This window comes from Reyranella sp. CPCC 100927, from assembly GCF_007859315.1.
Lineage (GTDB): Bacteria > Pseudomonadota > Alphaproteobacteria > Reyranellales > Reyranellaceae > Vineibacter.
Map to the genome: position 1 here is coordinate 420,957 of NZ_VOHA01000003.1, position 14,183 is coordinate 435,139.

Consider the following 14,183-nt stretch of genomic DNA (forward strand, 5'->3'; position numbering starts at 1 on the left):
CGCTACGGTCATTCCGGTTCGAGAACCGCCATCGGCAATGCGGCAAGGACGTCATTCAGCCTCAAGCGATTTGTCTCGGCATGAAGGGAGCTGCCCGTCAGTACGTTGCGCCAGCGGGTGGTTCGCAATGATCCGGGCAGGTCGACGTGAGTGTCCTGCCACAAAGCCGCGTCTATGAGCGGTCTCTCGAGGCTGGGCTGCAGGCGCAAGGGCAACCGGGTCGCCAGCACGATGACAGTGTCGGTGCCGTGCTGGCGCGCGAATCCCAGCACGTGAGCTGCGCACGGCCCTTTTGCCGATAGCGGGCTATAGCTGCCTTCGGCGAACACCACCGGTCGGCGCTGCCGCAGGCGAAGCATATCGGCGATCAGGCGTTGCTTGACGGCGCCGTCGTGCCATGTCGCGAGCAGCTCGGCACACGTCGCATCGCGCGCCAGCATCGCTTGCCGGACATTGAAGTCGACGGGCCGGCGATTGTCGGGATCCACCATGCTGAAGTCCCACAGCTCGGTGCCCTGGTAGAGGTCGGGAACGCCGGGGACGGTGACGCGCAGCAGTGCCTGTACAAGGCCGTTGAGCGCGCCGGCCGCCGCGATGCGGCCCACGAATCCCTGTAGGCTGTGGCGGAAGGGCGTGGATTCGCCCAGCGCGCGCATCACGAACTGGCGGCAGGCGTCCTCGTAGGGACGGTTCGGCGCTCGCCATGACGTCTGGCGCTTGGCTTCGCGCAGCGCCTTTTGCTGCCATGCCGCCAGCCGCTCGGCAAACGAGAGGACACCGGCCTGGTCGTCAGCGCTCAGGTCGAGCGGCCAACCGCCGGCCATCATCTGGTACAGCATGAACGCGTCCGCGGCGTCGGGGGCATCTTCGGTGCCGACCCGGGTGCGCAGTGGAGCGTTCATCGCCGTCCACGCCTGCACGGCTTGCGCCCATGCCTGCGGGATTTCGCTGAGAACGGCGAGGCGGGCCCGCAGATCCTCACCCCGCTTGTGGTCATGGGTTGCTGTTGCCAGCATGGCGGCCGGAAATGCCTGCAGGCGCTGCCGGCAGGACGCGTGGAACTGGTCCGGCGACAGCGCGAACTGTGCTGGCGAGGCACCGACGTCGTTGCGCGACAGCAGCCGGCCATAGCGATAGAAGGCCGTGTCCTCGACGGCCTTGGCCGTCAGAGGCGCCGAGAGGTGCTGCAGCCGCGCTGCCAGACGCTGCTGGGTCAGGGCGCGTGCGACAAGAATAAGGGCCCGCCGCTGCGATACCGGCAGATCCAAACGGGCCTTGCGCAGGGTCGCGGCCAGTACCGCTCTGTCGGGCGCATCAAGGTTATTGCCGTACAGGCGATAGACCGGCAGATGGACCAGAAACCGCAGCAGCGCTTGCCGCAGGGCGCCCGACGGCGTGTCGCGCCATTGGAAATCGTGATCGGCCATCGCGTCCAGCGCGTCACACGCCGCGGCGAATGCGCCACTGAACGACGTCGCCAGGACGTCCGGCTTGGCAGCGTGTGCCACGTCGTCGAAGGCGGCCGTGCTGCCGCTGACGTCTTGCCACAAGGTGGTCAGAGCGTTTTCGCCGTCAGGGGCATGCTGGACAGCCGACACGTCGTTCATGAAGTCGTAGCCGCTGGTGCCGTCCGTTCGCCACGACGCCCGCAAGCGTTCGTCGGGCGCCAGGATCTTTTCGACAATGACGTAAGGCGACCCGGACGGCGCACCGGCGGGCCGGTGCGCCGTCCGGGCCTCCAGGGATCTGCGGAGCCGGCGGCAATAGCCACCGGGATCGGTAAGCCCGTCGACGTGATCGACGCGCACGCCATCGATCAGGCCGTCGGCGTAGAGCTGCAGGATCAGGGCGTGGGTGGCGTCGAAGACTTCCTGGCGTTCGATCCGAAGCGCCGCCAGATCGTTGACATCGAAGAACCGGCGCCAGTTGATGCGGTCCGCCGCCGATCCCCACCAGCTCAGCTGGTAGTATTGGCGCTCCAGCAGCGTATGCAGGCGCTGGCGCCCGTCGGCATGGCTGGCGTCGTGCGCTTCGATCACCGCAGCCATGGCATCGGCGTCGCGCTGGCGGAGGGTATGACGCAACCGTGTCGCCGTATCACCGTCGGGAGTCTGGCGCGACGCGAACGCATCGCTGAAGGTATCGGCGAGATGGCGGAAGGACGCGTGACGTCCCAGCAGATCAGCATACGATGCGAGATTGATCGGAAAGCGGTGGTGGTAGTAGGCGGCAAAGAACCGTCCGTCCGTCGGATCGAATCGCAGCGCGATGTCGCCCCGCTCGAGACAGGTGCCGTAGGACTCACCCAGAAACGGTGCCAGCACCTTGCCGTGCAAGGTCGGTGTTCGCGGCTTCCAGTCGATGTCGAAAAACCGGGCGTAGCGGCTGTGCGGTCCCCATTCCAGCACGTCGAGCCACCAGGTATTGTCATCGCCGCCCACGGCCATGTGGTTGGGCACGATGTCGAGGATCAGGCCCGTGTTTCTCGACCGAAGCGCGGTCACGAGGCGCTGCAGGGCGTCGTAGCCACCCAGTTCCGGATTGATATGGGTATGGTCGACGATGTCGTAGCCGTGCAGCGATCCGCTGCGCGCCGTCATCAGGGGCGAGGCATAGATGTGGCTCAACCCCAGATCGGCGAAATAGGGAACGAGGCCCAGCGCGTCGTCGAGCGTGAAGCCGCGGTGGAACTGCAGCCGTACGGTTGCGCGAGGCCGCATCATGGTCGCCGGCGTGCCCCGACCAGGGCGCTGATGCGGCTCTTGACGGTGGGATCCTGCATCAGGTGTTCGACGGCAAGGGGCAGGCGACGGCGCCAGTTGGGATGCGTGTCCGTCGTGCCGGGCAGGTTGGGTTGTTCGATCAGGCCCAGGATGTCTTCCAGCGGCAGAATGGCCAGCGCGGAGCGCGTGGCACCGATGAAGGCTGCGATCGCGCCGAGGACGGGGGCGGGATCGTTCGGCGCCGGCATGGCGCCAGTGGCTGTGCCCGCATCGCATAGATTCTGCCAGAGCGCGCTACGATCGGCGATGCGGTCCGCCTGCAGGGTTTCGTGCGTCTCGTGCGGGCCCAACAGCGCGAGGTTCGTGCGCCATTCGATGTCGCGCCCGGCCCACCATCCGGCGATGGTCGGCAAGTCGTGAGTCGTGCTGGTGGCGACCGTGGCGAGCGGCCACTGGCGCGCTGGGACGAAGCCCTTGCCCTGGCGTTCGAACCACAGCACCCGCGTACCAAGGACGCCGGCGTTGCGCAGCGTGGTGCGAAAGCCGGCCGGCACGGTTCCGAGGTCCTCGCCGATGACCACGGTGCGATGTCGCCACGATTCCAGCGCCACCAGCCGCAGCAGGTCTTCCAGGGGATAGCCGAGATAGGCGCCGTCACCCGATGAGGCACCGTGCGGCACCAGCCACAGCCGCTTGAGACCCAGTACATGATCGATACGCATCCCGCCGGCGTGGCGCATCACGGCGCGCAGCAGGTTCACGAACGGGGCGAATCCCTGGTTGCGCAACGCATGGGGCGAGAAGGTCGCCAGTCCCCAATCCTGACCCAGGGGGTTGAACAGGTCGGGCGGAGCCCCGACCGAAAGACCAGGCAGCGTGTCGGCCTGATGCCCCCAGGCATAGGAGCCGCTCGGGTCGGTGCCGATGGCCAGATCGGCAATCAGGCCCAGGCCCATGCCGGCGTCCTTTGCCGCTGTCTGTGCCGCCGCCAGGTCCTTGTCGGCACGCCACTGCAGGAAGGCATGGAACGCGACATCATGCGCGGCATCGCGGATGAAGGCCGACACATCGGGACTGTCAGGATCGTCCAGGCCGGCAGGCCAGGTTCGCCAGAACCAGCGGGTCGGGTCGGCGCGCAGCATGTCAGCCTGGATGGCTTCGAAGGCCGCATGCCGTTCCAGCGGCCGGCCTCTTTCCTGGCGAAACGCCAGGAAATCACGTCCGATCGGTGTATCGGCAACGAGAAGCCCGCTCAAGCACATAGCCTCGAAGGCCTTGCGCAGCAGCACAAGCCTGCGCGCCGCGATAGCAGGCCAGTCGATGATTGGCGCCTGATCACCATCTCGGAGCGCATTCTCCGCGGCATCATCAATCGCGACACCGCATTGAGCGCACAACGCGTCGATGTCGATATGCAGGATATTGAGAAACAGCCTGTTGGAGGGCGCGTACGGACTGAAGCGCGTGACATCGTTGGCGAACAACGCGTGGACGGGGCTGACCACCACGGCATCGGCGGCGGGTGAGATCGCCCGGACCAGGGCCGCCAGTGCGCCATAGTCACCGATCCCGCCATCACGTGCCTGTCGCAGCGAGTAGAGCTGGGCCGCCAAGCCCCACGCGCGTTCATGGCCAAGCGCGTCCCGAACGCTGAACGAGCGTGCTGGCGCTACCGCCAGCGTGGCGGTCGTGTCACCGAGGCTGAGGCGGTGATAGCCGCAGATCTCCACCGGCGGTATCGCGCCAGCAGTATCGTCGGGGAGGATGCCGTCGATCCGGCTGCCGTCCTCGCATTCGAGGCGGTAGTGCCGCGAGCCGGCCGTTCCGGCCGGCAGTACGATCGGCTTGCCGACTTCCGCGGTGATCAACGGGGCCAGCCCGCTGCGCTGAGCATCCTGTGCCAGTGCGGCTCGCGCCTCACGGATCTGGTTTGTGGTCGCTGCCGGCAGCCCCAGCGACGCCAACAGGGCGCGTTGCGTTTCGGGCGAGACCGTGCGCTGATTGCCGAACGCATCCCGCCAGCGCACCATGATGCCGGCCGCGCGGGCCAGCGACGCCAGGTGCCGGTCGGTCACGGCGCGGCGTCGCTCAGTGTGGCCATCAGGCTGCGCGCCGGCAGACTGCCGGTCGCCATGTGGCGCACGACAACCTCGTCCGTGGCAAACAGCACGCGTCCGTCGCTCACTTGGCAGGGCACGGCATCCACGCCGAAGTTGGCGGCGATCGTCAGGATCGACTTGTCACCCAGACGCCAGCTTGCCTGTACCGCGGTGTCGCCAATGGCCTGTGCTCCGATGCTCTGCGCTCCCTGCAGATACGGTGTGATCGCATCACGGCGCACGGCAAGCAGCTCCCGGACAAACGCACGCCAGCGGGTGCTCCCGTCAGATGGCATTTTCAACAGGATATCGGACGCCTGGAACGTGGCCGGACTATTGGGATCGGGAATGCGACTTTGACTCTCGGCCGATGCGAAAGCCGGAAACCGGGCGAACTCGCGGCGCCGTCCGTCGCGCACCGCGACGGCCAGCGCGTCGTTGTGGCTTGTGAAATAGAGGAACGGCGATGCGCTGGCCCATTCCTCGCCCATGAAGAGCAGGGGAATCTGGGGTGACAGCAGCACCAGCGCCGTCGCGGCTCGCAGGGCGTTGGGTGGGCAGAGCTGGTTCAGGCGCTCGCCGAATGCCCGGTTACCCACCTGATCATGGTTCTGGAGGAAGAGAACGAAGGACGTCGGCGAGAGGTGGGCGCTGGGCTCGCCGCGCGATTCGCCGTCGCGATAAGGCGAGGGATCGCCTTGATAGATGAAGCCTTCCGAGAGGCACCGCGCCAGATGGCGCGCTGGCGCATCGGCATAGTCGCCGTAGTAGCCATCCCGCTCACCGGTCAGCAGTACGTGCAGTACGTGGTGGCCGTCATCGTTCCATTGCGCGTCGAAGCCCCGGGTCAGGTGGCTGGCCGCGTTGCCGTCGTGCTCCAGGACGAGGTGTACGTGCCGATCCGGCTCGACGGTCCGGCGCACCTCGGCGGCAAGCGCATCCAGCCAGCCAGGATCGCCAATGGCGTGAACCGCATCGAGCCGCAAACCGTCGAAGCGATATTCCATCAGCCAGTAGAGCGCGTTCTCGATGAAGAACTGCCGAACCTGAGGACGCCTGAAGTCGATGGCCGGACCCCAGGGCGTCGTCGTGTCATGACGAAAGAAGGGCGAGGCATAGGCGCCGAGATAATTGCCGTCCGGACCGAAGTGATTGTAGACGACATCGAGGAACATCATCAGGCCCAGGCCATGCGCGCGATCGATCAGCGCCTTCAGATCATCGGGCGTGCCATAGGCGCGGTCGGGGGCGAACGGCAGCACACCGTCATAGCCCCAGTTCCGGGAACCGGGAAAATCGGCCACGGGCATCAGTTCGACGGCCGTGATGCCCAGATCGACCAGCTCCGGGAGCTTCTGCGCGAGGCCGGTGAAGCCGCCGAGCAAGCCAACGTGCGCTTCGTAGAGGACGGTTTCGTGCCAAGGCCGGCCGCGCCAGGCGGTGTTCTGCCAGGCATAGGCACGTGGATCGATCACCAGGCTGGGGTCATGGACGTCAGTCGCCTGGGCGCGTGATGCGGGATCGGGAACAACGAGGTCCGGACCGACGCGGTAGCGATAGCGGGCTTGCACAGCACAAGCCACCGTCGCGGTGAAACAGCCGTCGCCTTGCGGCTGCATGGCGGTTGATGCCGCGCCATCGATCTCGAGGGAGACCGTGCGGCAGTCCGGCGCCCATAAACTGAAGTGGGTGCGTCCGTCACTGCCGCGGTTTGCGCCGAATGACAGGGGATACATGAAACGATCAGTCACGCCGGGTTCCCGTCGGCTCGAGTGACCAGGAGCACCGCGCTGTGCGCTTCGACAGTGATCGGCCCTTGCACGCCATCTTCCTTCGTAGGCTCAGGTACGGCCGAATCGAGTGCCCGGCGCCAGATGAATTGCGGCTGCGGCAGGGTAAACTGCTTCGCGTCCACCCCGGCGTTGAACACGACCAGCGTGATGTCGATGCTCTGCTCGGTACGGCACGCCCGTCGTAACGCCAACGCCCGCCCCTGGGGATCGTTCCACGCTTCCGCCGAGACAGGTTCGCCGTCAGGATCGAACCATGCGACGTCGGCCAATCCCGGGGCCAGCTCGACTCTGCCGTGGAGATAGCGATCGCTGCGGAGACTGGGGTGAGCCTTCCGCAAAGCGACCAGGCGGCAGACAAAACGATAGAGCGCCTGATTCTCCGGCAGTGCTGCGGCCTCCCAGTCGATCCACGTCGTCTCGTTGTCCTGGCAATACGCGTTATTGTTACCCTTCTGGCTGTGGCCGAACTCATCGCCGGCCAGCAGCATCGGCGTGCCGTAAGAGAAGAGCAGCGTCGCCAGCATCGCGCGCTTTACGCGGTTGCGCACGTCGACGACGGCTTGATCGTCGCTGGGGCCTTCGCTGCCCCAGTTGGCACTGTAGTTCTCGTTGTGCCCGTCGCGGTTATCCTCGCCGTTGGCTTCGTTGTGCTTCTGTTCGTAGCTGACGGCATCGTGCAGCGTGAAGCCGTCATGGGCGGTCACGAAGTTTACCGACGCCCAGGGACGCCGGCCGTGATGCTCGAAAATGTCACCGGATCCCATGAGGCGCGCGGCAAGCTCCGGCCGCTGGCCTTCATCGCCGCGCCAGAAGCGCCGCACACAGTCACGATACTTGTCGTTCCATTCGGCAAACCCGGAGGGGTGATTGCCCAATTGGTAGCCGCCGGGTCCGATGTCCCAGGGCTCGGAGATCAGCTTCAAGCGCGATAGCAGCGGATCTTGCCGTATGACGTCGAAGAAGCCCGATCCGGGGTCGAATCCGTTCGCTTCACGGCCGAGATTCGCGCCCAGATCGAAGCGGAAACCATCGACATGGAACGTCGTGGCCCAGTATCTGAGGGAATCCATGACCATCTGCAGAACGCGCGGATGCGTGACGTTGAGCGTGTTGCCGCAGCCGGTGTCATTGATGAGATGGCGCGCGTCTCCCGGCATAAGCCGGTAGTAGCTAGCGTGGTCAAGACCACGTAGAGATAACGTCGGTCCGGCTTCGCCGCCCTCGCACGTGTGATTGTAGACGACGTCAAGGATGACCTCGATGCCCGCCGCATGCAGGCGCCGAACGGCAACCTGAAGGTTCAGCAGCGCGCCGTCAGCGAGATAGCGTGGCTCCGGTGCGAAAAAGCACAGCGTGCTGTAACCCCAATAGTTCCGCAGGCCCTTCTCGGCCAGAAAGCGGTCCTGGAGAAATGCCTGTACGGGCAGCAGTTCCACGGTCGTCACACCCAGGGTGTGCAAGTGATCGATGAACCTCGGGTCGGCGAGTGCGGAAAACGTGCCGCGTTCGGGTATCGCGATATCCGGATGGCGGATCGTCGCGCCGCGGACATGCGCCTCATAAATGACCGTGTCGGCCCAGGGAACGTGTGGCCGTGCATCGTTGCCCCAGTTGAAGGACTCGTCGATCGTGACGACGGCACGCGGCATCGCCGCAGCACTGTCACGACGGTCGAAGGAGAGATCGCCACGCGGACTGCCAACGCGATAGCCGAACAACGCGTCGGCCCACTTCACCTCGCCGGAAATTCGCTTGGCATAAGGGTCGAGCAGAAGTTTGTGCGCGTTGAAGCGATGACCGTTGCGCGGATCGTACGGTCCATGCGCGCGATAGCCGTACTGCAGGCCGGGACCGGCGTCGGGCAGATATCCGTGCCATACCTCGTCAGTGCACTCCGGCAAGGCAAGCCGGGCGATCTCCCGGCGACCGGAGGTATCGAAAATGCATAGATCGATCCTTTCGGCATGTGCGGAGAAGACAGCGAAGTTCACGCCGAGCCCATCCCATGTCGAGCCGAGCGGATAGGGGCGACCGGCCGTCAACCGATCGGGGCGTGTTGCCATGGTTCAATCGCCCTGACGCAGAAAAAGCACGGCCAACGGCGGCAGGGTGAGCGTCAGGGATGCAGGAAGACCGTGCGCTGGTGCGCTCTCGGCGACGGCCAGGCCATCGTTGCCGACGTTCGAGCCGCCATAGATCGCGGCATCGCTGTTGAGGATCTCCCGCCATAGACCTGCCGCGGGGACGCCCAGGCGATAGCCGTAACGCGGTACCGGCGTCAGATTGCACACGCAGAGGATGGTTCGATCGCCGTCGGCGCCATACCTGAGAAAGGCAAAGACGCTCTGGTCACGGTCGTCGACCACGACCCAGCGGAAGCTGCCGGCCTCAGCGTCGCGGCGATACAGTGCCGGTTCACCCCGGTAGACCGTGTTGAGGTCGCGAACCAGCCGTTGCAGTCCCCGGTGTGCTGGATTGTCGAGCAGCGACCAGTCGAGCTGCGCATCGTGATTCCATTCGCGCTCCTGGCCGAACTCGCCGCCCATGAACAACAGCTTCTTGCCGGGATGTGCCCACATGAAACTGTAATAGGCGCGTAGATTGGCCAGGCGTTGCCAGGCATCGCCGGGCATCCTGCCCAGCAGCGAGCGCTTGCCGTGCACGACCTCGTCATGCGACAGCGGCAGCATGTAGTGCTCCGAGAAAGCATACACGGCGCTGAACGTGAACTCGTCGTGATGGTGTTTCCGGTAGGTGGGATCGCGCGCCATGTAGTGCAGCGAGTCGTGCATCCAGCCCATATTCCATTTGTAGGTGAAGCCGAGACCGCCATCCGCGACGGCACGCGACACGCCAGGCCAGGCTGTCGATTCCTCAGCCACCATGATGGCACCGGGGCAGCGTTGCGCGATCGTCTGGTTGAGCTGCCGCAGAAACGCGATGGCTTCGAGATTCTCACGCCCGCCATAGATATTGGGTACCCATTCGCCGGCCGGGCGGCTGTAGTCGCGGTAGAGCATCGATGCCACCGCATCGACCCGCAATCCGTCGATGTGATAGTGCTCGATCCAGTGCAGCGCGCTGGCAATCAGGAAGGCGCGGACCTCGTGACGGCCATAGTTATAGATCAACGTGTTCCAGTCGCGATGAAAACCTTCGCGGGGATCCTCGTGCTCGTACAATGCCGTGCCGTCGAAACGGACAAGCCCGTGAGCGTCGTTGGGAAAATGGCCGGGAACCCAGTCCAGGATCACGCCGATACCCGCTTCGTGGCACCGATCGACCAGCCGTGCCAAACCGGTTGGCGATCCCATCGTGCCCAAAGGCGAGAAGTTGCCGATCGGCTGATAGCCCCATGACCCGGCAAAGGGATGGTTCATGATCGGCAGTAGCTCCAGATGCGTGAAGCCCATGTCGGCGACGTAGGGCACCAGGCGATCCGCCAGGGCATCCCAGTCGAAAGGCTGGTTGTCGGCCTGGTGCCGCATCCATGATGTGGCATGCACCTCGTAGGTGGAAATGGGTGCCGTGACCGATTGACGGTCGGCGCGCTCGTGACACCAGTCGTCGTCGGTCCAATGGAACGGCCCCGCGTCGGCGACGACCGATGCCGTCGCCGGCGATGGTTCGCTGGCCCGCGCCACCGGGTCGGCCTTCAAGGGAAGGCGCTCGCCGGAAGGGCCGAGCAGTTCGTATTTGTAGCGTGCGCCCGCGATCAGGCGCGGAATGAACAGTTCCCACACCCCGGCGCCATGGCGCCGGCGCATGGGATGTCGCCGTCCATCCCACTGATTGAAGTCCCCCACCACGGAAACGCGACGGGCATTGGGTGCCCAGACTGCAAATCGGACACCGGCCACAGCGCCGACCGTCATCGGTATGGCGCCGAGGCAGGCAGAAAGATCCTGGTGCGTGCCTTCAGCGATCAGATGCAAGTCGAGATCGCCCAGCAGCGGGCCGAACGAGTAGGGGTCCTCGGTCTCCTGGACGTCGCGGCCCCAGTCGATGCGCAGAAGATAGGGCCGTCGCTCGCCGGCATAGCCACCGAACACGCCGGCGGGATGCAGTTCCGTCAACGTACCCAGGGCCTGCCGGGAGTCCCGGGCCAGGACATCGACGCGGCAGGCGCCCGGCAGGAACGCGTGGATCGTCGTGCCGTCGGTCCTGTCGTGTGGGCCGAGGACGGCGAACGGATCGCCGCAGTGCCCGCTGATGATGGCATCGATCGTGCCCGCATCCATGGCCGCATTACCATCCATCGGTTACGCGTCCTCGAGCGCTGGCTGTTTTTTCAGAAGGCGAGCGGCCAACAGGGCGAGGCCGTTGACGGGCAGCGCCAACCATGTTGGCCGGTTGGCGGCCTCGTAGCGGATTTCGTAGCCGGCCTTTTCAAGCAGGAAGAGCTCGAGCAAAGGCGGTGCAGCCCGTTTGCCGACCCACGGACGGGGCGCAGCTCCCAGCACACCGCGGTACGCCGACAGGAAAGCGGTGCTGGCATGGTGCGTGAAACGCTCCAGCAGCTGCGTGCGGCGTTCGCCCGTCTGCGGCGACGTCGCCGAACGGCCCGGCGCGGCCGCGGCACTGGCATAGTGGAACGATCGCAGAAGACCGGCGACATCCCGCAACGGACACGTCTTGCGCCGCCGCTCGCTCAACGGCCTTGCCGGTTCGCCCTCGAAATCGATGATGAACGCATCGCCCTGGACAACCAGGACCTGGCCGAGATGGAAGTCGCCGTGCGCACGGGTCTTCAAGGCGCCCAGGCCGGCACGCGCCAGCTGCTTGGGCAGGGCGAGCAGCTGCCGGCGCTGCCCCAGGAGCGTGGCCACGCGCTGTGCTGTTCCCTCGTCGGGCCAACTCTTCGTGGCGCGGATAATGTCGAGCGCTGCTGTCAGCCCTGCCGTCGTCTCCGTTGACCACAGATCGATATCATCCTGGGACACCGTCTCCGGATCAAAGTCAGGCTGATCGGACGGCGCGGCCAGGATCGCATGCATTTCAGCCAGCCGCCGGCCAATGGCCCCCGCAAAGTGCGTGTAGTTCGCAAACGCGTCGGCGGTGGTGTGGCCGTCGTCGCCGGTCACGGCGATCTCCTCGATCGCGCGCGCCAGGAAGTCGAGCGTCCACGCCCAACCGTCACCCTGATTGCGCACGAAGCTTTGCAGGATGGCGAGGGTGTGGGGCGTGCCGTCGGCGCCGACGCGCACGATCTCGCCCAGTAGCGCGGGAGAATTGCCGAAGCCCTGGTCCGTCAGATAGCGGCTCATTTCGGCCTCGGGATGGATCCCGCCATGCACGCTGCGCAACAGCTTGAGCATCGCGGTATCATCGATGATGACCGAGCTGTTCGACTGCTCGACCGAGAGGTGCCGAAGCTCGGGTGTCTTGGAGACCTCAACATCGGTGATTTTGCTGGTGGCACGGAACTCGATCGTGCCGTCGGGGCAAGGCAGCGGTTGACCGGCCTTCAGCGCGCTGAACAGAGTCCGCGGCAGGGTGCCCAGGGAAAAAGCGTCCGTCAGAAGGCCGACGCGGCGACCACGCCGCACCCGCGCCAAGGCCAACTGCTGCGGCAGCGGCGGCGTGGTCTCATCCTCCCAGACAATGCCCAGCGGCAGCAGATAGCGGGCGTTGCCCTTGTCTTGCTGCGTTTCGACCTCGGCGAACATCACTTCGTCGCTGCCCGGGGAGAGCGCGAGCGGCAGGGCATAAGCGATCTGCACGCGATCCAGGCGCTCCTGCTTGCCGCCGAACCAGCGGCGTTTGGGCAGGTAGGCCGGCAGCACTTCGGTTTCGAGGATCGTGCGCGCCGGCGGCGCCAGTAGCTCGCCCAGGCTCTTGCGCAGCACGATCGTCGCATACTCCGGCATCACTTCCGGGGCCGGGATGTGCCAGGCGGGCAACTGGGCCTCGGGCGCCAGCAGGAACCAGTAGACGCCGTAGGGCGGCAACGTGAGGAGATAGGTCAACTGACCGACCGGCGGGAAGTGCGAACCGCCGACAAGATCGATGGGCACCCGGCCGGCGAAAGCCGAGAGGTCGAGCTCCACGGCCTGCGCCGTCCGCGACAGGTTGTTGACGCAGAGGATGCTGTCGTCCTGGTGCTCACGCAGGTAAGCCAGCACTTTGCGGTTCAGGGGATAGAGGAACCGCAGCGAGCCGCGCCCGAAAACGCGATGGCGCTTGCGTACTGCGAGCATGCGCTTGGTCCAGTTCAGCAGCGAGTGCGTGTCGTTGCTCTGGGCCTCCACATTGAGGGCCTCGTATCCGTAGATCGGGTCCATGTTGGTGGGCAGGACAAGCTTGGCCGGGGTCGCCTTGGAGAAGCCGCCATTGCGGTCGGGCGACCACTGCATGGGTGTGCGAACGCCGTCGCGATCGCCGAGGTGGATGTTGTCACCCATGCCCAACTCGTCGCCGTAGTAGATGATGGGCGTGCCGGGCATGGAGAGCAGCAAGGCATTCATCAACTCGACCCGGCGCCGATCATGTTCCATCAGCGGCGCGAGGCGTCGGCGGATGCCGAGATTGAGGCGCGCCCGCTGGTCCGAGGCATAGGTCTGCCACAGATAGTCCCGCTCACGGTCGGTCACCATCTCCAGAGTCAGTTCATCGTGGTTGCGCAGGAAGATCGCCCACTGACAGTCGGCGGGAATGGTGGGCGTCTGGCGCATGATGTCGGTGATCGGAAAACGATCTTCCTGGGCGATCGCCATGTACATCCGCGGCATCAGTGGAAAGTGGAACGCCATGTGGCATTCATCGCCGTCGCCAAAGTACTGCTGAGCGTCCTCGGGCCACTGATTCGCCTCGGCCAGCAGCATGCGCCCGCTGCCATGCTCGTCGAGCTTGGCCCGGATGCGCTTCAGGACATCATGGGTTTCCGGCAGGTTCTCGTTGGACGTGCCATCGCGTTCCACGAGATAGGGGACAGCATCGAGCCGCAGGCCATCGACGCCCAGATCGCACCAGAACCGCATCACGCGCAGGACTTCTTCCAGCACATGCGGATTATCGAAGTTGAGATCGGGCTGGTGCGAATAGAAGCGATGCCAGAAGTACGCGCCGGCCACCGGATCCCAGGTCCAGTTGGATTTCTCCGTGTCGACGAAGATGATGCGCGTGCCGGTATAACGCTGGTCATCGTTGGACCAGACGTAATAGTCCCGTGCAACGGAACCAGGTTTGGCTTGGCGAGCCCGCTGAAACCAGGCGTGTTGGTCCGATGTATGGTTGATGACGAGTTCGGTGATGACGCGCAGCCCGCGGTCGTGCGCCATGCGGATGAAGCGCCGGACGTCGGCCATGGTGCCGTAATCCGGATGGACCGACCGGTAGTCGCTGATGTCGTAGCCGTCGTCGCGGCGCGGTGACGGATAGAAGGGCAGCAGCCAGATGGTATTGACACCGAGCTCCACGATATAGTCGAGCTTGGCGATCAAGCCACGGAAGTCGCCGATGCCATCGTCGTTGGCGTCGAAGAACGACTTCACGTGCAGCTGGTAGATGACCGCGTCCTTGTACCAGTCGTGGTCGATGGTCGGAGCAGGGCGTTTGCGCGTGGCCAT

6 protein-coding genes are annotated in these 14,183 nt (G+C 65.2%); all 6 read right to left on the reverse strand.

The genetic code is table 11. The features are described 5' to 3' along the window. Nucleotides 1–8: 8 nt before the first annotated feature. From treY to treS, 6 genes are read right to left on the reverse strand one after another with little or no spacing between them, the layout of a single operon-like run. Entirely contained in the window at nt 9–2,720 is a 2,712-nt protein-coding gene (gene treY / locus FQU96_RS11470) for a malto-oligosyltrehalose synthase (RefSeq protein ID WP_218574682.1), read from the reverse strand. After that, on the reverse strand, nt 2,720–4,798 hold the full coding sequence (gene malQ / locus FQU96_RS11475) for a 4-alpha-glucanotransferase (RefSeq protein ID WP_218574683.1): 2,079 nt from the start codon (nt 4,796–4,798) through the stop codon (nt 2,720–2,722). Before malQ ends, treY begins: the two co-directional genes overlap by 1 nt. Continuing rightward, nucleotides 4,795–6,573 (reverse strand): malto-oligosyltrehalose trehalohydrolase, encoded by a 1,779-nt coding sequence (gene treZ, locus FQU96_RS11480; RefSeq protein WP_255467971.1) that lies wholly within the window; start codon nt 6,571–6,573, stop codon nt 4,795–4,797. The genes malQ and treZ overlap by 4 nt, the downstream gene beginning before the upstream one ends. Further along, nucleotides 6,570–8,678, reverse strand: a complete 2,109-nt coding sequence (gene glgX / locus FQU96_RS11485; RefSeq protein WP_146541246.1) for a glycogen debranching protein GlgX — start codon at nt 8,676–8,678, stop codon at nt 6,570–6,572. Before glgX ends, treZ begins: the two co-directional genes overlap by 4 nt. A 3-nt stretch (nt 8,679–8,681) precedes the next feature. Continuing rightward, nucleotides 8,682–10,874 (reverse strand): 1,4-alpha-glucan branching protein GlgB, encoded by a 2,193-nt coding sequence (gene glgB, locus FQU96_RS11490; protein ID WP_146541248.1) that lies wholly within the window; start codon nt 10,872–10,874, stop codon nt 8,682–8,684. Nucleotides 10,875–10,877: 3 nt separating this feature from the next. Further along, complete coding sequence (treS, locus tag FQU96_RS11495) at nt 10,878–14,183, reverse strand: maltose alpha-D-glucosyltransferase (protein WP_146541251.1); 3,306 nt, start codon at nt 14,181–14,183, stop codon at nt 10,878–10,880.